The organism is Sphingomonas sp. CFBP 13728, assembly GCF_014841895.1.
In the GTDB taxonomy this organism is placed as follows: Bacteria; Pseudomonadota; Alphaproteobacteria; order Sphingomonadales; family Sphingomonadaceae; genus Sphingomonas.
The window spans coordinates 23,399-49,150 of the sequence record NZ_JACYUS010000007.1; the positions used below are offsets into that span (position 1 = coordinate 23,399).

Annotated in this window: 19 protein-coding genes; 6 read left to right on the top strand and 13 right to left on the bottom strand. The window is 65.8% G+C overall.

The features are described from left to right. Nucleotides 1-13: 13 nt before the first annotated feature. From IFT67_RS18480 to IFT67_RS18505, 6 genes are all read right to left on the bottom strand, one after another. Nucleotides 14-319, bottom strand: coding sequence for a cytochrome o ubiquinol oxidase subunit IV (locus IFT67_RS18480; protein ID WP_192239567.1), 306 nt, complete (start codon nucleotides 317-319; stop codon nucleotides 14-16). Further along, nucleotides 316-942, bottom strand: a complete 627-nt coding sequence (locus IFT67_RS18485; RefSeq protein ID WP_192239568.1) for a cytochrome c oxidase subunit 3 — start codon at nucleotides 940-942, stop codon at nucleotides 316-318. The genes IFT67_RS18480 and IFT67_RS18485 overlap by 4 nt, the downstream gene beginning before the upstream one ends. After that, nucleotides 939-3,038 carry a cbb3-type cytochrome c oxidase subunit I gene (locus IFT67_RS18490; RefSeq protein ID WP_192239569.1) on the bottom strand — a complete coding sequence of 700 codons (2,100 nt, stop codon included), beginning with the start codon at nucleotides 3,036-3,038 and terminating at the stop codon, nucleotides 939-941. The genes IFT67_RS18485 and IFT67_RS18490 overlap by 4 nt, the downstream gene beginning before the upstream one ends. Then, the gene (locus IFT67_RS18495) at nucleotides 3,035-3,871 is read right to left on the bottom strand and encodes a cytochrome ubiquinol oxidase subunit II family protein (protein WP_192239570.1); all 837 of its coding nucleotides are present in this window, start codon (nucleotides 3,869-3,871) and stop codon (nucleotides 3,035-3,037) included. The genes IFT67_RS18490 and IFT67_RS18495 overlap by 4 nt, the downstream gene beginning before the upstream one ends. A 453-nt stretch (nucleotides 3,872-4,324) precedes the next feature. Further along, entirely contained in the window at nucleotides 4,325-5,416 is a 1,092-nt protein-coding gene (locus IFT67_RS18500) for a catalase family protein (protein ID WP_244647529.1), read from the bottom strand. Between the two features lie 88 nt (nucleotides 5,417-5,504). Then, complete coding sequence (locus tag IFT67_RS18505; protein ID WP_192239571.1) at nucleotides 5,505-6,626, bottom strand: alpha/beta hydrolase; 1,122 nt, start codon at nucleotides 6,624-6,626, stop codon at nucleotides 5,505-5,507. A 158-nt stretch (nucleotides 6,627-6,784) separates the two neighbouring features. On the opposite strand from IFT67_RS18505, the gene IFT67_RS18510 reads away from it, so the two are divergent. Further along, nucleotides 6,785-7,513 (top strand): Crp/Fnr family transcriptional regulator, encoded by a 729-nt coding sequence (locus tag IFT67_RS18510; protein WP_192239572.1) that lies wholly within the window; start codon nucleotides 6,785-6,787, stop codon nucleotides 7,511-7,513. Nucleotides 7,514-7,845: 332 nt separating this feature from the next. Here the strand turns inward: IFT67_RS18510 and IFT67_RS18515 are convergent, their stop codons facing one another. The 3 genes from IFT67_RS18515 to IFT67_RS18525 form a co-directional block, all read right to left on the bottom strand. Next, a complete protein-coding gene (locus tag IFT67_RS18515; RefSeq protein ID WP_192239573.1) occupies nucleotides 7,846-9,954 on the bottom strand; it encodes a TonB-dependent siderophore receptor in 2,109 nt (702 codons plus the stop codon). A 118-nt stretch (nucleotides 9,955-10,072) separates the two neighbouring features. Then, the gene (locus IFT67_RS18520; protein WP_192239574.1) at nucleotides 10,073-10,396 is read right to left on the bottom strand and encodes an EAL domain-containing protein; all 324 of its coding nucleotides are present in this window, start codon (nucleotides 10,394-10,396) and stop codon (nucleotides 10,073-10,075) included. 351 nt (nucleotides 10,397-10,747) lie between these two features. After that, nucleotides 10,748-12,406 (bottom strand): amidohydrolase, encoded by a 1,659-nt coding sequence (locus IFT67_RS18525; RefSeq protein ID WP_192239575.1) that lies wholly within the window; start codon nucleotides 12,404-12,406, stop codon nucleotides 10,748-10,750. A 200-nt stretch (nucleotides 12,407-12,606) separates the two neighbouring features. Here IFT67_RS18525 and IFT67_RS18530 point away from each other — a divergent pair, with 200 nt between their 5' ends. The 5 genes from IFT67_RS18530 (at nucleotide 12,607) to IFT67_RS18550 (ending at nucleotide 20,289) form a co-directional block, all read left to right on the top strand. Then, entirely contained in the window at nucleotides 12,607-13,194 is a 588-nt protein-coding gene (locus IFT67_RS18530; RefSeq protein ID WP_192239576.1) for an FMN-binding negative transcriptional regulator, read from the top strand. Nucleotides 13,195-13,259: 65 nt separating this feature from the next. Then, nucleotides 13,260-14,777, top strand: coding sequence for a MocR-like pyridoxine biosynthesis transcription factor PdxR (gene pdxR / locus IFT67_RS18535; RefSeq protein WP_192239577.1), 1,518 nt, complete (start codon nucleotides 13,260-13,262; stop codon nucleotides 14,775-14,777). A 157-nt stretch (nucleotides 14,778-14,934) separates the two neighbouring features. After that, nucleotides 14,935-17,217, top strand: coding sequence for a TonB-dependent receptor (locus tag IFT67_RS18540; RefSeq protein WP_192239578.1), 2,283 nt, complete (start codon nucleotides 14,935-14,937; stop codon nucleotides 17,215-17,217). A gap of 2 nt (nucleotides 17,218-17,219) precedes the next feature. Next, the gene (locus IFT67_RS20955; protein WP_192239579.1) at nucleotides 17,220-19,307 is read left to right on the top strand and encodes an alpha/beta fold hydrolase; all 2,088 of its coding nucleotides are present in this window, start codon (nucleotides 17,220-17,222) and stop codon (nucleotides 19,305-19,307) included. 10 nt (nucleotides 19,308-19,317) lie between these two features. Then, nucleotides 19,318-20,289 (top strand): alpha/beta hydrolase fold domain-containing protein, encoded by a 972-nt coding sequence (locus IFT67_RS18550; RefSeq protein WP_192239580.1) that lies wholly within the window; start codon nucleotides 19,318-19,320, stop codon nucleotides 20,287-20,289. Between the two features lie 251 nt (nucleotides 20,290-20,540). On the opposite strand, the gene IFT67_RS18555 is transcribed toward IFT67_RS18550, so the two are convergent. From IFT67_RS18555 to IFT67_RS18570, 4 genes are all read right to left on the bottom strand, one after another. Continuing rightward, nucleotides 20,541-21,473 (bottom strand): metallophosphoesterase family protein, encoded by a 933-nt coding sequence (locus tag IFT67_RS18555; RefSeq protein WP_192239581.1) that lies wholly within the window; start codon nucleotides 21,471-21,473, stop codon nucleotides 20,541-20,543. Between the two features lie 52 nt (nucleotides 21,474-21,525). Continuing rightward, nucleotides 21,526-24,024, bottom strand: a complete 2,499-nt coding sequence (locus IFT67_RS18560) for a TonB-dependent receptor (protein ID WP_192239582.1) — start codon at nucleotides 24,022-24,024, stop codon at nucleotides 21,526-21,528. Nucleotides 24,025-24,103: 79 nt separating this feature from the next. Next, nucleotides 24,104-25,051, bottom strand: a complete 948-nt coding sequence (locus IFT67_RS18565; protein WP_192239583.1) for a FecR domain-containing protein — start codon at nucleotides 25,049-25,051, stop codon at nucleotides 24,104-24,106. Next, nucleotides 25,009-25,581 (bottom strand): RNA polymerase sigma factor, encoded by a 573-nt coding sequence (locus IFT67_RS18570; RefSeq protein WP_192239584.1) that lies wholly within the window; start codon nucleotides 25,579-25,581, stop codon nucleotides 25,009-25,011. The genes IFT67_RS18565 and IFT67_RS18570 overlap by 43 nt, the downstream gene beginning before the upstream one ends. Nucleotides 25,582-25,752: the final 171 nt, after the last annotated feature.

A 25,752-nucleotide genomic window follows, 5' to 3' on the forward strand; every position in this document is an offset into this window, starting at 1 on the left:
CTCGGTCCTGCCCTTACCCCATCATACGCCCGCGCAGGTTGAACAGGATCACCAGCGTTCCCGACACCATCAGCGTGATGATCAGCGCGGAGAAGAGGATCAGTTGCAGGTCGTGCCGCGATGACCGCTTGAGGCTGATGTGGAGGAAACAGCGGAACTGCACCGCCATCTGGACGAGCCCCAGCGCCAGCACGGTGCCGAAGATCGCGCGTGCGCCGAACGACGGCCAACGGACCACCGCGAAGGCGGCCACGGTCAGCACGAGCGACAGGCCGTAGCCGGCTGCATAGGTGCGCAGTTCGCGAGTGCGGTCGCTCATCCGATGTTCCCTTGCAGATAGACGACCGAAAAGATCGCGATCCAGACGATGTCGAGCAGGTGCCAGAACAGCCCCAGCCGCAACAGGTTGATCCTCACTCGCGCATCGAGGCCGTACGCGCAGACCTGGGCGACCATCACGACCAGCCAGAAGCACGCGACCGCGACGTGCAGGCCGTGCAGCCCGACCAGCGCGAAGAACGACGACAGGAAGCCGCTGCGCATCGGATAGGCGCCGTGCGCGAACATCGTCGCGAAGTCGTCCGCTTCCAGTGCGAGGAAGACGAGCCCCAGGCCGAGCGTCGCCGCCAGCCAGCCGAACAGCACGCGGCGTGGTTCGTCGTATTTCATGGCGATCGTCGCGCGGCCGAACGTCGCGCTGCTCGTCAGCAACAACAGCGTCTCGACGAAAGCGGGCAGCAGCTTGAACTCGGAGGCGGGCGTCGGGCCGCCGACGGTGCTGGCGATCATCGTGCCGTAGGTGGCGAACAGCAGCGCAAAGATCACCGCGTCGCTCATCAGGAATATCCAGAAGCCGAAGATCGCGTTCTCCGCCTGGTCCTGCGTCAGCGCGCCGGTGTCGCCTAGGTTGAGGCCGGCATGCGCCAGTTCGGGTTCGCTCACGCCACGATCTCCGCAAGGCCACGATTGACCGCGTCGGTCTCCAGCTGGCGCGGAATCGCGGGCGTCGCCCGGACGCGCGCGAGCCAGGCCTCGTGCTCGCGCGCGACCTCCGCAGCGGGGATGGTGCGATGCTGGTCGCGACCGAAGCTGCGCAGCACGACCGCCGCGACGATCACCTGCAGCGCGACGATGGTCAGCCCCCAGATCTCCCAGATCAGGCCGAACGCGGCGACCGCGGCGGTGAGACCGATCACAACGCTGGTCGCGCTGCCCTTCGGCACGACGATGTCTTCGTAAGACGCTGGTGAGGCGTACGGGTCCGGTTGGCCCTCGTCATGCTTGTGATCGTAAAACGGGTTGCGCCCGTCGATCAGCGGCAGGACCGCAAAATTGTATTCGGGCGGCGGGGCGCTGACCGACCATTCGAGCCCGCGTCCGTCCCACGGGTCGCCTGCCTCGACCTGCGTCTTGGCACGGTCGCGGATGCTCACCCACAGCTGGATGCCGAGCGATGTCAGTGCCGCCAGCAGGACGAACGCGCCGACGCCGGCGACGTACAGCCAGGGCCGGAACGACGGTTCGAAGATCGCCTGCGTCCGCCGCGCCATCCCGCTCGCGCCGAGCACGTAGAGCGGGAAGAAGGCGAGGTAGAAGCCGACCACCCAGCAGGTGAACGCGATCCGCCCCCAGCGCTCGTCGAGGCGGAACCCGAACGCCTTGGGGAACCAGTAATGATAGCCTGCCAGCATCCCGTAGAGCAGCCCCGGGATCAGCATGTTGTGGAAATGCGCGACCAGGAACAGCGTGTTGTGGACGAGGTAATCGAGCGGCGGCATCGCCAGGATGATGCCGGTGAAGCCGCCCAGCACGAACGTCATCATGAACGCGAGCGCATAGAGCATCGGCACGGTGAAGCGCACCTCGCCGCGAAACATCGTCCAGATCCAGTCGTAGATCTTGACGCCGGTCGGCACGCCGATCGTCATCGTCGCGATCCCGAACGCCGCGTTGACGTTGGCCGACTGCCCCATCGTGAAGAAATGATGGACCCACACGGTGAAGCTCAGCACCGCGATCGCCATCGTCGCGATCACCAGCGAGGTGTAGCCGTACAGATCCTTGGTCGAGAAGGTCGACACAACCTCCGAATACACCCCGAACGCGGGCAGGATCAGGATGTAGACCTCGGGATGACCGAACAGCCAGAACATGTTGGCATAGTTCATCATGTTGCCACCGAGGTCGTTGGTGAAGAAATGGAACCCCAGATAGCGGTCGAGCGCGAGCAGCAGCGTCGCGACGGTCAACGGCGGCATCGCGAAGATCATCAGGATCGACGTGCACAGGCTGGTCCACGAAAACATCTGCATCCGCATGAACCGCATGCCGGGCGCGCGCAGCTTGTAGACGGTGCAGGCGATGTTGATCCCCGCCATCGTCGAGCCGATCGAGCCCAGGGTCACAGCCCAGATCCAATAGTCCACACCGACGCCGGGGCTGAACGCGCGCTCGGTATAGGGTGGGTAGCCGCTCCATCCGCCGGTCGAGAACTCGCCGACCACAAGGCTTGCCATCATCAGGCCGGCAGCACCGATCGTCAGCCACAACGCGATCGAATTGGCCCAGGGAAACGCCATGTCGCGCGCGCCGATCTGGAGCGGCAGGACGTAGTTGATCATCCCCGTCAGGAGCGGCATCGCCATAAAGAAGATCATGATCGAGCCGTGCGTCGAGAACAGCTGGCCGAAATGATCGGGCGACAGGAAGCCGGGGTTCTCGATCGCGACCGCCTGCTGCATCCGCATCAGCACCGCCTCGACCAGCGCGCGCGACAGCATCACGAACGCGACGACGATGTACATGATGCCGATCTTCTTGTGGTCGAGGCTGGTCAGCCACTCGGTCCACAGATAGCGCCACTTGCCATAGCGCGTCAGCAGCGCGGCGACGACGACCGCGCCGACCACCACCAGCGCGCCCGCGAACGCGCCGATGATCTCGCTGATCGTCGGGTTCTCCCAAGCGCGCACGAACGGCAGGTCCTGCCAACCGAACCGGCCGAGCACCGCCGGCCAGAGGGGAACGGAAACGGTCATCGAGCGGCCTTCTGGGGAGAATGGGTCATGCCGCCGGTCGCGGCGACGACGTGCTCGAACAGGTTCGGCGTGACATGCGCGAACTCGACGGGGTGCGTGATGATCGACCGCGCGGACAGCCGCCGCCACGTCTGGGCATCGAGCGTGCGTTTGCCGCTTCGTGCAGCCGCCGCCCAGCGGTCATAGTCGGCTGGCAACACCGCAACGACATCGAACTTCTGCTGCTGGAAGCCGGCGCCGTTATACTGCGTGTTCTCGCCGCGGAACCGTCCCGGCCGGTGCGCCTGAATGTTCAATTCGGTCGTCATCCCGCCCATCGCGTAGATCTGCCCGGCGAGTTGCGGGATCAGCATCGACTGCATTACCGTGCCGCTGGTCAGTCGGATGTGCACCGGGCGTCCGGCGGGAATGGTGAGCCGATCGACCGACGCAACGCCGAGATCGGGATAGACGAACACCCATTTCCAATCGAGCGCGATCGCCTGCACCTCGACCGGCGCCGCGCCCGGCAACCGTCGATACGGATCGTCGATCTGCGTCCAGTGCCACAGCAGCACGGCAAGGCCGATGACGATCCCGGCAGGCGGAATCCAGATGAGGCCCTCGACCCACCACGAGAAATTCCACTTCGGGCGGTATGCGTCGCTGCGGTTGGAGAGCCGGTAATGCCACGCGAACAGCGGCGTCAGCAGCAGCACCGGCCCCGCAACGAATAGCAGCACGATCGACACGGTGACGAACAGGTCGCGCTCGTGCCCGGCGACCGGCCCCTGCGGATTGAGGAACCCGTGCGACAACGCGGTGCATCCGCCTAGACAGGCCAGCAGAGCCACGAGTGGCGCCAATCGCGATAATGTTCGCGTGAATCGTATCACATAGCCCCCCTGCCGAACCGCCCCCTGTTAGTAGCAGCGGCTGCACCAGCGTCCTTAACTTACAGAACGTCATCCGGTGCGAACGACAGTAGCTGATGATCCAGGCGCTCAGCCAGTTAAGAAACTGTCACGATCACGCGATGGCTGCCCCCCCCTGCGCTATCTTCAGGCGCGCACCGCGGCGTCCGGGTTTGCGCGCGAGCAACGGCCCAAGCGCCGCTCGGCAAGCCCCACGCTCTACCAAGGGGAACACATCGAAACAGCACCCGCCCGCATACCAGGCGGCAGCGAGCGGTCGCCTCCGCCTGTTCGTCGGCTGCGAACTCGCGCTCGTTGCCGATCGCAGCGCCGCCAAGGCCGAATTCAGGTTGTGGGCGATAGCGCTGCTGCGTCGTGCGTTAAGCCTTCCGATCAGTCGAGCGCGGGAAGCGAACGCGGCTCATGCATCGGGCAGCCGTTCAGTTCGCTGCGCAGATCCTGGATCACCGGATAGACCGCGCGGCGGGCGCGCATGACCGAGCCGAGCGGCCGATGCGCCTCGACGCCGTGCCAGGGCCGGAATGCGGTCTGTTCGTTGAGCACGGTGACGCGCTCTTCCGACCAGCTCTTCTGCGGCTTCACCGTGATGGTCGCGACCGGGATGTACGGATTGCCCTGCTCGGGCCACGGCGTCGCTGCGTCCTCGATCGGGTTTTCCTCGAGGTCACGGCAGAGTTGCGCGCGGAGAGTCCATGCGCCACCCTCGTTCGCGAAGATCTCCATGAGCTCTTCGCGGATCGAGTCAGGGCTTTTGCTCTCGTCGAGCTTCTGGTCGGTCAGCGCGCGGAAATTGGGCGATTCCGGCACGATGTCGAACTTGGCGATATAGTCGCCGAAGCGGAGCGGCGCCTGCGTGCCATAGCGGTCGCCGATCGGGTTGGTGTCCGGATAGCCACCGAAGCCCTTCAGCAGCGCGCTCTCGCCGCCGACCGCTTCCAACGCCTGCTCGATCGGGCGCAACACCTTCGACAGCGCCGCCTTGGCCCATTCCGCACGATTGGTCGTCGCGGCGAGCAGCTTGGTGTTGCGCAGAAATCCGACCGGCGTCGGGTTCGAGAAGGCGACCCCGGAGGCCATCAGGAAATCCTGCGTCACTTCTTCCTCGGCGCCCGGCAGCCGCTCGCCGTCGACGCCGATCACCTTGATCGAGAAGCCACGCGGCAGCGACACGCTGTCGCGGATCGGATCGCCGGGGATCGCCGACATGCGGACCACGACCGGATAGCGGCGGCCGCGCTCGAAGATGCCCTGCGCCTGCTCGTCGGCGAGGTCGTCGTGCACCACCATCTCGCCTTCGAGCAAGGCGTGGCTCTTGGCGTGGACGCCGCGCTGCGCATGACCGAGGTCCTCATGCGTCTTTTCGACGATGTAGCGGAACGTCTCGTTCAGACCGTCGATCGTTTTCTGCTCGTCGGGACCGATCGTCTCGACGTCGGGGCTGTAGCGGATCGGGTTTTTCAGCATTGGACGTCCTTGCAATGGAGCGCCGGCGACCAAAACGCCGGTGACAAATATACGACGGGGCGGCGGATCGGCCGCCCCGTCGGGCCGATCAGCGGCGGGGCGAACCGGCAAACGCTGCCTTCAGGCGTGCGACCGCCAGATCGTTGGCGTCCTTGGCACCGTGCACGACCTTGGCCATGCCGAAGAACTCGTGCGTAACGCCCGGATACGTCTTCTGCTCGACCTTGACGCCCGCGGTCCGCATCGCAGCGGCCAACGTCTCGCCGTCCGAGCGCAGCGGATCGATCTGCGCGTTGATGATCGTCGTCGGCGGCAGGCCGCGCAGATTGGCGGCGACCAAGTTCAAGCGCGGGTCCTGCGCATCGGCGGCGCTGGTCTGGTAGTAGTAGCCGAACCACTTCAGCATCGCCGCATTCAACGGCTTCGCATTCGCCGAGTCCTTGCGTGACGGGATCGTCATGCTGCTGTTGGCGATCGGATAGACCGAGACGATGTACCGCGGCAGCGTCAGGCGATTGTCGCGTGCGTAGATCGCGGTCGCGACCGCGAGGTTGCCGCCCGCGCTTTCACCCGCCACCGCGATCTTCGCAGGGTCGCCGCCCCAGCTCGCCGCGTTCTGCAACGTCCAGCGATAGGCCGCTGCGGCGTCGTCATGCTGCGCCGGGAACTTGAACTCCGGCGCGTGGCGATACTCGACCGACACGACGATCGCGTTGAGCGCCTTGGCCATCGCACGCGGCGCCGAATCGTACGTGTTCACGTCCGCGATCACCCAGCCGCCACCGTGATAATAGACGACGACCGGCATCGGCTTGCCATTCGCGGGCGCTGCCGCTGGCTTGTAGATGCGCGCGAACTGCTGCGCGTCGGCGCCATACGGCACGTCCTGCGTCGTGACCGAAGCGTCGGGTGCGGTCGACATGCCCTGCTGGGCCATCGCCGCCTTGGCACCGTCGGCCGCCGAAGGTTGCATCCGCGCCTGCGCCGGGGTCAGCGTCTCGATCGGCTTGCCGCCGAGACCGGCAAGCGCGTCGAGCACCTTCTGCATGTCGGGTGCCGCCTTGGGAGGCTGCGTCGCGCTTGCCGGCGGGGCAGCGGGCGGCGGGGCGCTCGGCGAACGGGCCGATTGGGCGAGAACGCCGGCCGACGCCGTGAGCAGCGCTGCTGCGAAAAGGCTGCGGGCGACGGGGCGCTTCGAGATGGAAACCATATAGTCCTCCTGTTTGTCCGAGCATGAACAAAGCAGGATGAGCAACGTTGCTGTACGGAACCGTGCAAAGTCCGGCGGTTAGAGGGGAAACGTGGATGTCGACGATCGTATCTTTTACAGGCGGAGCGGCCGTCGCCCCGCGCGATCGCGATGTCGGCATGGTAGCCGGCGCCCTCGACGGCAGGGTCGGCAATCGGCTGCTGGCGAGCCTTTCCCCGGAGGATTTCGGCCTGCTGGCGCCTCATCTGGAGCCGGTCTCGTTCGCGGTCGGCGACTTCATCACCCGAGCCGGGGATTCGATCGACAGCGTCTGCTTTCTGGAACAGGGCATCGCCGGCGTGCTGGACGCGCTCGATGACGACCGCCGCTACGCCGTCGGGCTGGTCGGCGCCGAGGGTTTCATCGGCTGGCCGCTGGTGATGGGCGACGATCGCTCCCCCTACGACGTCACCATGCGGGCCGAGCGTGGCGAAGCACTGCGCATTCCCGCCAAGGCGTTGATGGCCGCGGTCGACCAGAGCCCGACGTTGCGCATGACGCTGCTGCGGTTCGCGCATGTCTTCATGCTGCAGATGGGGCGGACCGTCGTATCGTCGCTGGCGCATTCGATCGAGCGTCGGATGGCGCGGTGGATCCTGTTGTATCACGACCGTGTGCAGGCGGACGAGATCTGCATGACGCACGAGGAGTTCCGGCTGATGCTCGGCGTCCGCCGCAGCAGCGTCACCGACGCGCTGCATCGCCTTGAGGAAGATCGAGCGATCCGCGCGATCCGTGCAAGGGTTCTGGTCAATGATCGCACCAAGCTGATGGCGCTTGCCGGTGATACCTACGGCCAGCCGGAGGAAGAATATGCACGCCTGCTGGGAATAGATCCGAAACGCTGAGTAGAACCAGGTTCCCCTGACAGGCGGTGTATTTTCGAACGTACCGACGAGAAGCCCGGGCATCCGCCGATCGGCGTGGTCAACGATTATGCTGTCGGCTGGCTCGCCACGGCCGGGGTGCTACAGGCGCTGAAGCGCGGGCGGCAGAGGCGGCGGCTACGAGGTAATCGTCTCGTTGCAACGCGTGGGCTGGTGACTGATGTCGCTCGGATCTTCGACAAATCATGTGCGCAGGCAATGGCCGGGTCCTCGGACGATCACACCCATCTCCTGTGCGGCAGGCGTCGCAGCCAGCAGGACTGCCAGCGTCAGCATCGCGGTCAGGCGTGCGATCATAATTTCGTGCCGATGCCAACGAGGAGGCCGCGCCCTTCGCCCGGCGTGATCTGCGCGCGCGAGACCGCCGATTCGACATAATAGGTGTCGAACAAGTTGCGGCCGCTGACCGTCAGCCGGAGCTTGTCCGAGACCCGGTACCACAGGCTCGCATCGACCCGCGTGTAGCCGCCGAGCGAAAAGCTGTTCTCGAGGTCGCCCTTGCGATTGCTCGCCGCGAACACGCCGCCGCCTAGCCCGACGCCCTTGAAAGCGCCGCTCTCCGACTCGATCGTCAGCCAGAGGCTGCCGCTCCATGTCGGCACGCTGATCAGGCGGTTGCTGGTCGCGTAATCGGTTGATCGGCGCACTTCCGCATCGATATACGCACCGCTTGCGATCAGCTTGACGCCGGGGACGATCGCGCCGGTCGCATCGAACTCGACCCCACGCGAGCGTTGCACGCCCGCGTCGATGTTGAAGCCGATATTCACCGCATCGGTCTGCGCGACATGGCTGCGGGTCAGCTGGTACACCGCCGCAGTGGTCGCCAGCTTGCCACCGAACAATTCCGCCTTGATGCCCGCCTCATATTGCACGCCGCGCTCGGGCTCGATCGGTATCCCGGTAAAGGTCGGTGCCGCCTGCGCCTGGAAAGACCGCGTGTAGTCGGCGAACACCGCCAGATCGCCGATCGGCTTCCACACCAACCCGACGCGTGGCGACCAGGCGGTATCGTTCGTGCGGATCACCGAGGCGCCGGCATCCGACTGCTTCGCCTTGTCGAACCGGATGCCGGCCAGCAGATCGAGATGCTCGCCGAGGTCGACCTGGTCCTGCAGATACGACGACCAGGAGGTCGCGTCGACCTGGCGATCGGCAGCCTTGACGAACGCACCGGGCGTCGCACCGTAGACCGGCGTGTCGATGTTGATCGCCGCCAGCGTGCCGCGGAAGAACGTGCGGAAGCGATAGCCATCGACGCGCTCGCCGCCGAACACGACCGTATGGCCGATGCCGCCGGTCGCGAACTTGGCGATCAAGTCCGCCTGGAAATCGTAATTGTAGTTCTTCTCATGCTGTTCGACCGCCGCGCGCGTCACCGTACGGGCACCGGTGCGCGCATTGACCGCGACGGTCGTGCCGTAATTGATCCCCAGCAGGTCGAGCGCACCGTTGTCGTAATGGCCGATCTGTCGGACCGTGAGCCAGTCGGTCAGGTCGTGTTCGATCCGGTAGTTGAATTCGTAGCGGCTGGACGCGGTGACCGCGAACCGCTCACCGAGATACCGGTCGCGCGCTAGATCGACGACATAGCCACCATTGCCGTCGGGCGTCGCGACGATGCCGCGATCGGTCTGGTTCTCCTGATGCGTATACGTCAGGCTGGCGATCGCGCGGGTTCGCGACCCTGGGGTCCACAGCAGCGAGCCCGACAGGAACTGGCGGCGATACGGCACGAAGACATCGCGAAACGTGTCGCCGGTCTGCGCCGCGCCGATGATACGGTAGGCCAGAGTATGCGCCGCATCGATCGGCCCGGTGATGTCCGCCTCGCCGCGGACGAACTGGTTCAGCCCGACCTGCATGCTCGCCTGCATCCCAGGGGTAAAGCGTGGCTGCTTGGTGACGATGTTGATCAGGCCACCCGGATCGCCGCGCCCGTACAGCACCGACGCCGGCCCCTTGAGCACCTCGATCCGCTCGACATTGGCAAGGTCGCGGTAGCTGTCGTTGGTCTCGATCGCAGGACTCAGCACGACGCTGTCGATCGCGTAATAGGAGGAGCGGAACCCGCGAATGGTAAAGCTTTCGGAGCGATTGCCGGCGTTGGTCCCGGCCTGCACGCCGCTGACGTTGCGCAATACGCTGGTGAGATCGACCAGTTGCTGGTCGTCGATCACGTCGCGCGTGACGACTTGGATCGATTGCGGAATGTCGATCAGCGCGGTGCCGGTGCGCGTTGCCGTGGTGATCTTGTCGACCCCGTATCCATCCGCGCGGTCGCCGAGCACTAGAATCTCGGACCCGGTCGTGTCGACGACCGGACGCTGTTGCGCGTGCACGGCGCACGGTGCCAGCATGGCGACTGCACTGCAGACACCCGTCATCGCTCTGATCGTCACGTCGTCATCCCCGAAGATAGCTAACCGTTGCCACGCCGCGGCCCCGATCGTTCGGGCATTGCGGTCTGGCGATGCCTCTCCGGCGTGGGCCGCCCACTATCGCGAACGAAACGCAATATCAAGGCGGGCAAGTAGGTAGCCGGTGCCGAAGCAGCAGTTCGTCGCGCAACTGACTCGGATAGATATCGGCGGCCAGTCGCACGCCGGCCGGCCAGGTGCGCGCAACGATGCAGGCCTCGTGCGGCACTCCTTCGGCGATCGGTATGAACCGCTGGAGCGGGATGCTGGCACCGTCGTCTGCGATCCATTGCGGGATCATCTCGAAGCCAACGACTTCGTGCGTCGATAGCCGGACAGTCGGCAGGAACGCCGGTTCGATCGCACCCAAGCCCACCGCCCTGCGCAACGCGTCTTCCATCGCCGCGCTCGCGAACCTGCGCATCCATGCCCTCCTCGCAGAACCGCATCGCCGAGCGGCGCTCGCGCTTTGCCCGGTACAGTGCGCCATCGGCCTTACGCAGTGCCTCGTCAGAGGTGATCGCGTCGGCAGGGAGCCGCCTATACCGATCCCCGCGCCGATCCGATGCGACGTGCCGCCGAGTTCGATTGGCTGGTCTGGTAACGGCCGCACCGGCGCAAAGCACTGACCCGGAACCGGCGGCACGTCGCCCTGAACCAATGCAGCAGCCAGCGGAGAATGGATGTGGCCGTTGCAGCGTCTCGGCTGAGCTATCGTTCTTATAGAATGTTACAGAACAGCCACGAGTTAGACCAAGATCGATCGTAATCGTTGCTATGCCTGAAAGCGTTCCTTTCCGCCGACTACTGTGCGTGTGACCTTCGACGTGTTCATTCGTTCCGCGGGCGTTGCCAGAAGGTTCGTATCGAGCATTGTCAGATCGGCCAGATAGCCCGGCGCGATGCGACCGAGCTTGCCGTCCTGAAACCCTGCATAGGCGTTGTTGACGGTGTACGCGGTCAGCGCCTGGGCGACCGTCGTCTTCTGGTCGGGAAGCCAGCCTGCCGGGTTCTTGCCGTCGATCGTCTCGCGCGTCACGGCCGCGTAGATACCCTCGACCGCGTCGAGCGGCCCGACCGGCCAGTCCGATCCGAACGTGACGGTCGCCCCGCTGTCCATCAGCGAGCGGAACGCGTAGGTACCACGCAGCCGCGCTTGGCCGATACGCTCGACCGCCCAACGTCCGTCGTCGATCGCATGGAACGGCTGAACCGACGCGATCACCTGTTGTCTGGCAAAGCGCGCGATCGCCGCCTGAGACAGATGCTGCGCGTGCTCGATCCGGAAGCGGCGATCGCGCACGCCGTTCTCGCGGACGATCTCGGCATACAGGTCGAGGACGTCGTCGTTGGCGAGGTCGCCGATCGCGTGCGTAGTCACGTGCAACCCGGCCTCGTCCGCGCCGCCGATATACGCCTTGAGGTCGGCCAGGCTGGTGACGCGGACGCCGTGCTGGTCGTGCGCATCAGTATAGCTATCGCGGAATACCGCGGTGCGCGAGCCGAGCGAGCCATCCGCCAGCGCCTTGACCGCCCCCCAGCGGACCCAGTCGTCGCCGCGCCCCTCGGCCTTGACGATCGCGGCCATCTTTTCCCAGTCGCGGATCGGCACGAAGCAGTAGAAGCGCAGGTCGGTCTCGCCCTTGGCGCGAAGCTGGCGTGCGGTTTCGTACGTGGTCCAGTCGAACGGTTCGGGGGTGTGGACCTGGGTGAAGCCGCGGCTGAGCGCGTGGGTGATGCCGCCGCGCATGATCGCCTGCCATTCGGTCGGCGTCGGCACCGGGAACACCCGCTCGGCGAGCGTCTTGGCATTGTCCTTGAGGATGCCGGTCGGCTCGCCCTTCGCGTCGCGGACGATGACCCCGCCCGCGACGTCGGGCGTATCGCGCGTGATCCCCGCGATCTTCAGCGCCGCGCTATTGAGCAAATACATGTGCAGGTCGGTGCGCGGGATCGCGACCGGCGTGTCCCCGGTCGCCGCATCGATCCACGCGCGCGTCGGCAACTGGCCGCCCAGGCGTTGCTCGTCCCAGCTGCCACCGAGGATCCACTTGCCCGGCCGCGCTCTCGCCGCCGCGCCGAGCCGCGCGGCGAAGTCGGGGATCGTGGTGGCGGACAGCAGATCCGGCTGCATCAACGCGGCCGAGCCGATCATGAAATGCGTGTGGTTATCGATGAACCCGGGCGTTACGAAGGCCCCCTCGAGGTCGACGATCCTAGTCCTGCGACCGATCGCCGCCTTTACCGCCCCCGCCCCGATCGCGACGATCCGGTCGCCGACGAGGCCGATCGCGTCGGTATGCGGATGCCGCTGGTCGCCGGTCCAGGCATTCGCATTGACATAGGCGACGTCCAGCACGCGCTCGATCGCGAGCGCCCGCCCCACGGACGCCCATGCCAATCCGCCTGCCAACACCATCCGCCGGTCGATCATCGTCGTGCTCCCACCCATCGCGCGATCGTGTCAGATGCCGGCCCAGCCCGAACCCGCCAATTTTCCGAACCTGACGGAGCCAACACTGGCCCTCCCGGATTTTACGTGTTGGCGCTTGCGGCGAGGATGCGCCGCGCGACAGTGGCGGCACAAGGGGAGATCATGACGAACCACCGCCCTGCCACCGCGTCGGCGCCCGCATGACCGGGATTTTCGAGACGTTCGACACCAGCGACGTGCGCGACCTGATAGCGGGCTATCCGCTCGCATGGGTGACGGCACCGGGACACGCCCCGCCCAGCCTTCTCCCGCTGCTCGGCGAATATGATGCGGAGGGACGGCTCACGCACCTCCTCGGCCACATGGGGCGGCGCAATCCGCTGCATGCGCAGCTTGTCGCGGCGTCGTCCGCGACGATCCTCGTCAACGGACCGCACGGCTATGTCTCGCCCGCGCATGCCGACCGCCGCGACTGGGGACCGACCTGGAACTACGCGCAGCTCGTCATCGAAGCGCAGGTCGTCTTCCTGCCCGACGAGACGGATCACGCGCTGGGCGCGCTGACGTTTGCGATGGAGGGGGAGCGCTGGACGCCGCGCGAACTCGGATCGCGCTACGACGGCATGGCTGCGGCGATCATCGCCTTTCGCACCGAGGTCACCAGCCTGTCCGGTCGCTTCAAGCTTGGCCAGGACGAGGCACCCGACACGTTCGCGGCGATCGTCGAACGTCATCCCGACAAAGCCCTCGTCTCCTGGATGCAAAGGTTCGCACGGAAGCGGGAATAGAACGTGGCTTGCCGTCGAGGCTTGGCCCCCTATGCTGACCGCTCCAAGATCGGGAGAGCGGGCCAATGTTGAGACCCTGGAAGATCACGCTGGGCCGGATCGATCCGGCATTGCGGACGCCGCTCTATCTCCAGATCGTCCACGCGATCATCCACGAGATCGAACGCGGCCGCCTGCCCCCCGGCGCCTTCCTGCCGAGCAGCCGCGAACTCGCGACGATCCTCGGCGTCAACCGCAAGACCGTCGTTCTCGCCTATGAGGACCTCATATCCCAAGGCTGGCTGCTGTCGGAAGGCACGCGCGGCACCGTGGTTGCGGCGCTGTCGACCGAAATGCGCAAGCCGCCGCCGCGACCCTTGATGCCAAGCGCCACCACCGCACCCGAATACCGCTTCCGCGCGCCGCCGGAGCGGTCACTCGCGCTCTCGCCGGGCAAGGGCGTCAAGCTTGACGAGGGTGCGCCGGATGGTCGCCTGTTTCCCGCCGACATCCTCTCGCGTGCGTATCGGACCGCCGTGCAGCGCGCGAGCCGCGACAACCGGCTGCAATATCGTGACCCGCGCGGTTCGCCCCGGCTACGCGAGGCGGTCGCGACGATGCTGCGGGGAGAGCGCGGGCTGGCGGTGACCGCCAACGATATCTGCATCACGCGCGGTAGCCAGAACGGCATCTACCTCGCCGCGCGAACGCTGTTGCAACCGGGCGATACCGTGCTCGTCGAGGCGCTGACCTACGAACCAGCGGTCGCCGCCTTCACCGATCTCGGCGCCAACGTCGCCTCGGTCGGGCTCGACGAGAACGGCGCGGATGTCGAGGCGATCGAGCGCGCCTGCCGCAAGCACCGCGTCCGCGCGATCTTCCTCACCCCGCATCACCAGTTCCCGACCACCGTCGCGCTACGCCCCGAACGCCGGCTGCGCGTGCTCGAACTCGCGCGGCAATTCGGCTTCGCGGTGATCGAGGACGATTACGACCACGAGTTCCATTTCGAGTCGCAGCCGCTGCTGCCGATGGCGAGCTATGCGCCCGGCCGCGTGATCTATGTCGGTTCGCTGTCGAAGCTGCTGCTGCCGGCGTTGCGGGTCGGCTATATCGCCGCGCCCAGCGCGTTCATCGAAGCGGTCGCGCACGGCGTGTCGCTGACCGACGGCATGGGCAACACGCTGACCGAGGACGCGGCGGCCGACCTAATCGTCGAAGGCGAACTCCGCCGGCATGCCCGCCGCGTGACGCAGGTCTATGCGAAGCGGCGCACCGCGTTCGACCAGGCGCTCGCGGCGACGTTCGGTGGCGCGATCGACTACCGTGTTCCCGACGGCGGCCTCGCCTTCTGGCTGCGGTTCGCCGATCCTGCGTTGCTCGACCGGATCGAGGCTGGAGCGCCTGCGTACGGGCTGAGCCTTGCAACGTCGGCGTCGTTCGCGACCACCGAAGAGGCGCCACGCGGACTGCGGCTCGGCTTCGCCAGCCTGAACGAAGCCGAAGCGGTCCGGGCGCTGACGTCGCTGGCGGCGGCAGGCGGCATTCCCGTCGCCGGGTCCAGCGTTGGCAAGGGAGACACCTTGGTCCCGTCGGCATCATAGGACTGGATGTTTGTAAGGTTCCAGTTTGGGCTGACCCTATGCCCTCAAGATCAGAGCCGCGACGGTCGAAAAGACCGCAGATGGCCGCAGGACGGTTCGGGCAATTTGATGCGGGCGGTACCAGAGGTGCCGGTCGCCGAGCATTGGGGGCGAGCTAATGACATACCGGTTTCTCACTACGACGGCGTTGGTTAGCGCAGCAGCGCTCGGGCTGACCGCGACACCTGCATCCGCACAGGTCGCCAGCGTCACCGCGCCCGGCAACGCGTCGCCGGACAACCCGGTCGCGTCCGAGCCGGTCACGAACAGCTCAGACGACATCGTCGTGACCGCGACCAAGCGCAACGAATCGCTGCGCAACGTCGCGATGCCGATCAGCGCGGTGACCGGCGACCAGCTTGCCAAGGCCAACGCCAACAGCCTGTCCGACTACATCGCGCGGCTGCCGGGCGTCGTCTTCAACGACTACCAGCCGGGCATCTCGGAAGTCGTGATCCGCGGGATCGCCGCGACCACTTACCACGAGCAGGGTCAGACCACGGTCGGCTATTATCTCAACGAGATTCCGCTGGTCGAGCCGGGCTTCCCGATCGGCATCCCCGACGTCGACACCTTCGATCTCGACCGCGTCGAGGTGTTGCGCGGGCCGCAGGGGACGCTGTTCGGTTCGTCGACGCTCGGCGGCCTCGTCAACTACGTCGTCAAGACCGCCGATCCGGGCAAGATCGACGCCGCCGCACAGGGCCTGATCGGTTCGACCAAGAACGCGAACGGCGACCTGAATTACGCCGGCAAGGTCATGTTCAACCTGCCGATCATCAAGGACAAGCTGGCCGTGCGCGTGATGGCGCTGCAACGCTATGATGCGGGCTATCTCGACAACACCGGCACCAACAACCAGGGCAGCAACGATTTCCGCACCCGAGGCGCGCGCGGATCGATCGTCTTCACGCCGGCCGAGGGGACCAAGATCACGTATCTGGCGACCTATCAGCAGAGCAAGCTGTCCGACCAGACCTACCTCACCTCGCTGGATTCGCTGACGCGGGTATCGGCGCGCGAGGAGCCGCAGAAGACGAGCTTCTTCCTCAACTCCCTGCGCCTCGACCAGGATCTCGGGTTCGCGAACTTCACCGTGTTCGGCTCGGTCGACAAGAAGACGAACAAGACCGTGCTGTCCTACCCCTATGCCTATGTCACCGGCGTCACGGCGGGCGACGCGGCAGCCTATTCGCTCGGCGACGCGACCGCCAACATCAAGCAGGTCGAGGCCCGCCTCGCATCCGCAGGCAATGGCCCGGTCCGCTGGCTGATCGGTGCAAGCTATCTGCGTGCGAAGAAGTTCAGCTACGACCAGATCTTCCAGCAGGGTGCCGGCGCCTTCATCAATGCCAACCCGGCGCTGTTCGGCGGCTTCAGCGGGACGCAGTTGACGCCCAACGACCGCCTCTACGGCTATGCCTCCGATACGCTCAACACCGATCTCGGCATCTTCGGCGAGCTGTCGTGGCGGCCGGTCGAGCAGTTCGAGATCTCGGTCGGCGGCCGCTATTACGACACGCGCGCCAAGGCGACCGTCACCAACCAGGCGGGCGCGCTCGGCGGCTATCCCGGCGGCTATACGCCGGTCGGCTCGAGCGGCAGCGTCGACCGCAAGGAGGACGGCTTCACGCCAAAGGCGACGATCTCGTTCCGCCCGGTCCCCGGCTTCCTCGCCTACGCGACCTATTCGAAAGGCTTCCGCGTCGGTGGGATCAACCCCAACGCAGGGCTGCTCGCGGCAATCCCGTCCGCCTATGACAGCGACACGGTCGACAATTACGAAGCCGGCGTGAAGTTCGGCCTGTTCGACAACCGTATCCTGCTCGACGCCACGGTGTTCACGATCGACTGGAAGAACATCCAGGCTCGGCTGTTCGGGCCGGGGCCAGCCTATTATTCCTACGTCACCAACGCCGGCAGCGCGAACATCGGCGGCGTCGAGTTCTCGGGCACCGTCAAGCTGACCAAGGCGCTGACATTCAGCTCGAACGTCACCTATCAGGATGCGCAACTCACCAGCCTGTTGCCGGACAGCTTTGCGGTCGGCGGCGGCTATGCCTCGGGCACGACGTTGCCGGGGTCGTCGAAATGGGCGGTCGCGAACAACCTCGTGCTCGACCTGCCCGACATCAAACTGGCACCGACGTTCGAGATCGCGCATCGCTACATCTCGTCCGCGCCCGTCGCGTTCGGCAACACCAACACGCGGGGGAATTTCAATCAGTTCGATGCGCGCGCCTCCGTCACGGTGATGGAGCGCGTCCGGCTGCTCGGGTTCGTCAACAACGTGCTCGACAAGCGCGGCGTCCTCAATGCGCCGTTCACCGATCAGGTCGCGCCGGCCTACTCGATCACCCGGCCGCGCACCTACGGCCTCCGCGTCGACATCGGGTTCTGAGGGTGCGGTATCGCAAGACCTGGACGCTTCCGGCGCTGGCACTGGTGCTGGCCGGCGCGGCGCCACTACCCCAGACCGCGACACCTGTTGCCGCCGACAAGGGCGGGCCGATCGCGCCCGCCGACATCATGCGGCTCCACGACATGCGCGATGTCGAGATGTCACCCGACGGCAGGACCATCCTGTTCACCGTCCAGCCGCAGATGGCGACCTTCGGCCCCGATCAGCGGACGATCTGGTCGGTGCCCACCGACGGCAGCGCGCCCGCACGGCGGTTCGTCACCAGTGCCGGCGCGGACGATACGCCGCGCTGGTCGCCCGACGGACGATCGATCGCGTTCCTCTCGAACCGCAAGAATCCGCTGACTGGTGGCGCGGACACCGGGTTCGAGTTCAAACCGGATATCTCGGCCGGTCCCGGCGCGCCGGTCGATGCGACCCCGCCGACCGCACCGGTGGCATCCGGCGAACCATCCCGCCAGCTCTGGGTGATCGCGCGCGATGGCGGCGAAGCGACCCCGCTCACCGCGCTGCCCGGTGACATTGCGGACTTCGCCTGGTCGCCCGACGGGACCAGGATCGCCTTCCTCAGCGCCGATCCCGATACTCCTGCCGAGAAGGCCGAGCGCGCGGCCAAGCGCGACTGGGTCGAGATGGACAAGACGCGCCACGTGACGCGGCTCTGGATCCTCGATCTGGCTGCCCACGCGGCACGGCGTGTTTCTCCGGCGAACGTCAGCGTCAGCAACATGGCGTGGTCGCCGGACGGCAAGCGCATGGCGGTGCGCGTGACCGACACGACCGCGATCAACGACTATTTCTACCATTCCCGGATCGCGCTGTTCGATCCGATCAGCGGCGCGGTCGGCAAGACCCTTATCGAACACGCCGCCGAAGGTCCGCTCTGGTCTCCCGACGGCACCGCGATCCTCGGTTCCGAAATCCGCACGCCGGGTTTCATCGGCATCGGCGCGCGCGTGTACGACCTCACCACCGACACGCTGTCGGCGCTCGCGGACGATCACCCCGGCTTGTTGACGCAAGTCCGATGGTCGGCGGACAGCCGTTCGATCGTCGCGCTGTCGTTCGAACAGACCCGATCGAAGCTGGTCCGAGTCGCGCGCGCGACTGGGCGCGTCACGCCGCTGGCCCAGTTGGACGGCGAAGCCTCGGACGTCACTGCAAGCCGCGACGGACGCCATCTCGCAATCTCGCTGTCGAGCCCCGACCGACCCGCAGACGTCTGGACGCTCGACGGCGCGCGCCTCCGCCCGATCACGACGATCAACCCGCAGGTCGCAACCTGGAAGCTCGGCCAGGTCCGCCAGATATCCTGGACCAACAGCCGCGACGGACAGGCGATCCACGGCGTCCTCGTCACGCCGCCGGGTTACGTCCCCGGCACGCCGATCAAGACCGTCGTCCAGGGGCATGGCGGCCCCGAATGGGCATGGTGGTCGGGCTGGCTCGGCAGCTGGCACGAGTGGGCGCAGATGCTCGCCACGCACGGCTATGCGGTGCTGCTGCCCAACCCGCGCGGCTCGGACGGCCAGGGTACGGCGTTCGCGCGTGCGGTCGGCAACGACTGGGGCGGGATGGATTATCAGGACGTGCTCGACGGCGTCGACATGCTCGTCGCACAGAAGATCGCCGATCCCGCGCGGCTCGGTATCGGCGGCTGGAGCTATGGCGGGTTCCTGTCGGCCTGGGCGGTTACGCACGGCGACCGTTTCAAGGCGGCGGTGGTCGGCGCCGGTCCCACCGACATGACCGCGATGGCGCGGATCACCGACACGCCCGACTTCACCACCGGCTATTTCGGCGAGCCGTCTGCGCATCTTGCCGATCTCGACCGCGTGTCGTCGATACGGTTGCTCGACAAGGTCCATACGCCCGTACTAGTCCTGCACGGCGAACAGGACACGCGCGTGCCCGTCACACTCGGCCTCGAATTCTACCGCGGCCTGAAGCTGCTGAGGAAGCCCGCCGAGATGGTCCGCTATCCGCGCGAACCGCACTGGTTCCACGAACCCGAGCATCAGGCCGACATTCAGCGCCGCGTCCTGGCCTGGTTCGACGCGCATCTGTAAGACAGGCTCCATGGACGACCGGCTCGACCCCGATATCCGCATCTTCACCGACATCCTGCGCGAGGACTGGAGCCGGCATCCACCGCTCGACACGGTTTCGACGGTAGAGGCACGTCGGATCGCCGAGCTGGTGCGTGCACGCTGGGCGGCTGGCGGACCGGCCATGAGCGAGACGCGCAACGTCGAGATCGGCACTGCTGCGGGCGCGCTTCGCGTGCGGATCTACCGTCCCGACGGCGTTGCTACGGAAGATGCGCCTGCGCTACTCTACGTCCACGGCGGCGGTTTCGTCTTCTTCAGCCTCGATACGCACGACCGGCTGATGCGCGAATACGCCGATGCCGGTCGCTTCGTCGTGGTCGCCATCGACTATCCGTTGTCGCCTGAGGCGAAGTATCCGGTCGCACTCGACCAGATCGTCGCGCTGGTCGACTGGCTGGGCGAGCACGGCACCGAGCTCGGCATCGACGCGACGCGCGTGGCGATCGGCGGGGACTCGGCAGGCGCGAACCTTGCCTTGGCGACGTGCTTGAGACTCCGAGATGGCGGCAGAAACTCCGCAATACGTGGCATACTCTCGAACTATGGCGCGTTTTCGGGCGATGTGTCCGATGCGGCGGAGGCGGCGTATGGCGGTCCCGACGCGCTCCTGACCCAGGCCGACATGCGCTATTTTTTCGACCAGTATCTCGTATCGGGCGATCAACGCGGCGATGCCTATGCCTGCCCGCTTTCGGCAAGCGACGTGGCTGGTCTACCGCCGGTGTTGCTCATCGTCCCCGAGCTCGACGTCCTTGCCGAACAAAGCTTTGCGCTTGAAGCGCGGCTACGGGCCGCCGGTTGTGCTATGGCAAGCAACGTTTATCGGGGGGCAACTCACAGCTTTCTCGAAGCGATGTCGATTGCCCCTCTCGCTCAGCAAGCCATCCGCGACGGCGCGTCATGGGTCCGCGACCAACTGGCTTCGCCTGTGATGAAGTAACGACGGCCCACAAACGGACTCTCAGCAGCTACCGGACGCTTACCGAAACGGGACGTCCATTCGTCTTAATTGGCGGACGACGTGGGCGGGCAAACGACCTGACAAAACCCGTGCGCCTGTCCGTCAGCCTCAGTCGCTTCATCGAGCAATTGCGAAAATCGCGGTAATCGTGCGGCTCGCAGAGATTCCACGCGGGTTCCGAGCGGCGAAGTGAAATTTGGAATGCCCGTATGGCCTCTCATCCGCTGGGCTCAGATCGGCACGTCCTGTCGATCGACGCTGGTGAAGCCGTAGGTCCTGTACCGGCTTTCCACCTTGCGACCGGAGATCGTGATGTCGGTATAGCCCTCCGGCGTGCCGAGGAACGATCCGCGCCAGTCCGCGCCGGCGACGGCACCGGTCGTGATGAAGGATATCCCATTGAGCTCGATCCGCTCATAGACGTGGCTGTGCGCCTGGAGCACGGCCAGCACATCATAGTCGCGAAGGATGCGCAGCACTTCCCGGCAGTTGACGACGAACGTCCAGTTGTGCGGGGTGTCGAGCCAGGATTCGGGCTCGTAGCAGCGCATCGCGGTGACGAGCGGGATGTGCGTCACCACGACCATCCGCGTGCCCTTGGGTTGCGCGGCGAGATCGGCGCGCAACCATGCCAGTTGCGCGGGATCGACGCGGCCTTCGTAATTGCGGTCGGCGGTCAGGCCGATCGAGTCCAGCACGACGAAATGCACGCCCTTGTGGTCGAAGGCGTAATAGCGCGGCCCGAACCGATCGATGTAGAATTGCTTGCCGTAATCGGGCGACGACGGATCGATGCCGCTCTTGGGGAAGACGCCCAGGCAATCGTGGTTGCCGATGACGTGATGGATCGGCTTGCGCAGATGTGCGCGTTCGGTGCGCTGATAGAGATCCATCAGCAGCGTCGCACGCTCCCGCCCCGTCTCGAGCGCGTCCTCGACATGGTCGCCGCCTAGGATCACGAAATCGACGGGCGATGCGGAGATCTGTTCGAAGCACTGCGCGCAGGCGCGATCTGCGCCCAGTTCCGGCCGGATGTGACAATCGCCCACGAACGCGAAGCTGAAGCTTTCGCCGCCACGTACCGGCTCGGTCGCCGCAGCCCGAGCTGCCAAGGGAACGAGCGGCGCGCCAAGCGCGAGCTTCAGGAGATTGCGGCGTTCCATGGGGCACCTGTCGACAGGAGGAAGAGGGGGCATTCCTGATACGCGGCAACGCTCAAAAGTGGACGCGAACGGTGCCGAACACCTGGCGCGGTGCGGCGGTTTGCAGCGTCGTGTACGTGCCGTTCGGATCGGACGTGACGAAACCGGCGGTCCCGGTCGAGGCGATGTATTTCTTGTCGAATACGTTCGTCAGGTTGAACTGAACGTCGAACATGCGGCTGAACCGATAGCCTGCCGACAGGTTGACGTTGACCGCGCCGGGCAGCTTCGCGTCATTGAGATAGCTGTAATAGCGGGCGCTGCGATAATGCGCGTTGACCCCGCCCCAGATCGTGCCGTCGTCGTAGTTGAGTTCGGCAGTGCCGACGTTCCTGGGCGACGCCACTACCTGCTTGCCCTTGGTGGCGACGAGCGCGCCGCCAAGCGGCTGGACATCGTCGTCATAGGTCGCGTCGTTATAGGCATAGCTGCCGTAGAGCGACCAGCCGCGCGCGAACTTCCAGCTGGCGGCCGCTTCGGCGCCCCTCGACGAGACGCCGCCGACGTTCTGGAGCACGTTCTGGTTGCCGACGATGGTCGCGCTGATCGACGAGGCGAGCAGGCGGTTGGAGAACTTCACGTAATAGCCGGTCAGTGAGAGCTGAAGATTACGATCGTGGAAGCGATAACCGGCCTCGAACGTGTTGGTCATCTCGGGTTTCAGGCCGCTGCGGATGAAATCGAACCCGGCCTGCGAACTGCTCGAGAACGGGCCGCTGGAGGTGGACGCGACGAACGCTGCCATGTTGCGGGTATAGTCCGCGAACACCTCGTTGTTCTCGTCCAGCGTGTAGAACGCGCCGACGGTCGGCAGGAACCAGTTCTTCGCCTGGATCGAGCCGTCGATCGGCTTGGTGCTGACCACGCTGTGCGCGCGGTTGGTCGAGACCACGCCCTTCACGCCCGCGTTCAGCCGCAGCGCGTCGGTCGCCTGCCACGTGTCGTTGATGTCGAGCTGGACGGTGTTCGTGACGTATTCATTGTAGAAATTGGTCTTGAACGGGTTGGTGTAGAATTGCTGGAACTCGCTCGGCGCGACGCCCTTTTGCAGGCCGTAGAGATACGAACCCTGATCGAAGGCATTGCGCTCGTACCAGATTCCCCCTTCGATCTTGTGATCGCCGGCGTCGAACTTGAGGCGAGAGATCACGCCCTTCCGGTTGATGGCGTAGCGGAGCGCGGACACCGAGACGGGCGAGCCGCCAAACGCGGCGGGCGTCGGGTCGTACGGGCTCGCATAGGTGCCGATACCCTTGTCGAGATGGATGTAGCCGGTCGTGAAACCGCTCAGCCGAGCCCCGAGCGCATAGTCGAGCTTCTCGTACGCCAGCAGATCGCGCCGTACGCCGCCGCCCTGATAGATCGTGTCGTCGGCGGCCGCGAACGGTGCCGGCGGGGTGCCGCCGTTCTGGACGATCGTCGCGAGTTGCTCGGCCAGCGCGAAATCGCGAATGTTGTCGAACTTGTAGCCATAGGCCTTGAGGCGGGCGAGCGAGACGTCGTTGTAATCGTCCTCGCGCCGATCGATCAGGTTGAGGAACGTGGTCGACTTGACCGCGTCGCCGAGCGGCTGGACGTATTTCGCGTTGAACTGGTCCTGCACCTGCTTGCCCCAGCCACGCCATTTGCCCTGACGGTCATGCGCGTAGGACACCGCCAGCCGCCCGCCCCACGGCAGCTCGCCGCTGTTGACGCGAGCGAACGAACGCCACGAATTGGCGCTGCCGTAGCTTTGCTCGAGATCGATGCCGAGTTTGTCGGTGGGGTCGATCGAGGTGAAATCGACGGTGCCGCCGATGTTGCTGGTCGAGGCCGTGCCAAGCGCGCCGCTCCCCTGCGAGAGCGTCGCAGCGCCGTTGTTCTCGCTGAGCAGCGCCCGGTTGATCGAAAGGCCGTTGTTGTTGCGGTACTGCATGTTGCCGAGCGGCACGCCGTCGAGCGTGAAGCCCATCTGGTCGGTGAGGAAACCGCGGATCGAGAGCTGAGTCGCCGCCTCATACGTGCCGTGCGCGTCGGACGAGTCGAAGTTCACGCCGGGCAACCGGCCGAGCGAGCGCAACGGCGACGAGCCGCCGGTCAGCTTCGCCATCGCCTTGGCCGACACCGTCTGCACCTGGCGGGACTGGCCTTGGCCGAGCACGACAATATCCTGCCCGGGCGTACTGGCGGTCGCAGCGTCGGTGGAGTCCTGTGGCGGTTCGGCCGGGGTCACCTTGAGCGATATCATCGAGGGGGTTTCCTCGGCGATCATCAGCCCCTGCCCCGCGATCAGACGGCGGAGCGCCTCGCCGCGCGTGAACCGACCGCGCAGCGCTGTCGAACGACGATTGGCGACGGCGTCGTAGGGAAAGCTGACATGCACACCCGCCTGCCGCGCGAACGCGTTGAGCGCGGTCGCGGTGTCGGACGCCTTGATGTCGAACGCGACGCTTGCCGCCTTCGCCTGCGCACTGGCAGCAGCGGGAATCGCCACCACCGCCATGATGGCCGTCGTCGTCAGAAACTTGAACATGAAATCCCCGCATCGCACCGTGTGTCGGAGCAGGGATGGATGAGCGCGGACAAACCGCCATCGACCGCGAAAATAAACTTTACGCGCGAGTCAGGACTATTCCTCCGGATGGGCCCGCGGTCGCGCGGATTCCGAACGAGCTGCGCAGCGCGCGCAGGAATTCCGCCGGCCTGGTGGTCGCGAAACTGCCGCCCACCCGGAGCCGCGACAGCGCGGGGTCGCCGATCACGATCTTGTTCGGCAGATACCGATTCATCTCCGCGACCGCATAGTCGAGGCTTTCGCCGTTGAGCACCAGCGTGTCGTGCTGCCACGCGGTGACCCCGCTGATATCGTCACGCGCTCGAATACTGGCCTGCCCCGCCGTGACGAGCGCGACCTCGCCCGAAGCGATGCGCATCGTCGATCCATCGGCGATGCCACCCGTCAGCACCGCCAGCTCGCACCCCGGACCGCGCAGCCGGACGTTGTACGCCCCGGGATCGAGCTGGAACTGCCCGCCCGGCGTCAGCAACTGCAGGCGCTGGTCGGCCGCTAGCCGCAGCGCGATCTCGCCGCGATCGAGCCAGAGCCGCGCAGGCGCACCCGTCCGCCAGTAGACGCGACTATCGGTATTCAGATCGAGCGAGATGCCGGGCGTCACCGCGACCGCCATCCGCTGACCGACCCGGGTCTCCGCCATATCGCGCGCCGCAGCGCGGTAGGCGATGCCCCCGCCGACCGCCGCGACACCGACGATCGAGCCTGCAGCACGCAGGAGCTGGCGCCGGTTCGGCCACGCGACGATTTTCGACGCAGGCTGCGCTTCAGACGAAGCCCTCGTCTCGCCCCGTGAGCCACGCAGGCCATCCAGATCGCGCCACGTCCCGGCCACCTCGGCAAAAGCCACGGCATGGCGAATATCGGCGTCGCGCCATGCCTCGAATGCCGCGACATCCGCCGATCCCGCGTCGAGCGCGGCCAGCCAGCCGGCAGCCTCGTCGGTCAGGTCGGCATGACGCTGCGGGATGTCGGAATGGCCGGGCACGCTTCCTCCGCCTGCGCTTCGCTATCGCGCCGGGCTCTCGTGATGAGCGCCAGCCCCTTAGCGATATGCTTTTCCACGGTCGAGACCGATATGCAAAGCGCTTCGGCGATGTCACCCGGCGGCATCCCCTCGACCTTCCGCATGCGCAGGACGCGCGAACATTGCGCGGGCAGCGTGTCGATCAGGTCGAGCAGGCGTTGCAACTCGGATCGCCCCGACGCCACCGCAAACGCATCGGGCGCCGGGTCCGCGACACCCAGGAGATCGAGCGAGGCGAACGCATCGATCCGCACCACGTTCGCCCGTCGCAATCGTTCGAGCGCCAGATTGTGCACGATCGTCAAAACGAAGCCGCGCGGCGTGACGATCGTACGATAATCCGGCGTCTTCAGGACCCGAGCATAGGCGTCCTGGACCAGATCCTCGGCGTTGTCGCGGCCGCACAGATACGCCGCTTTCGCGCGATAGGCCGGCGCATGCGGTAGCACCTCTGCGAGAAACCACCGATCGATGCCACGCAGCCAGCTCAACACATGCTCCAGAAGCTATGCTGGGCCGCTTAGACCGGTATTCTTACACGACGGGGACAGCGTCCTTGGGGCAATCCGACAAATCTGCGCGGCCTTAACAACGTCCGCCATTCTTCATGTCGGCGGTAAAGGTGAAGTAGGCCGGCTGAAGCTCGGCCGCATCCGACGCGA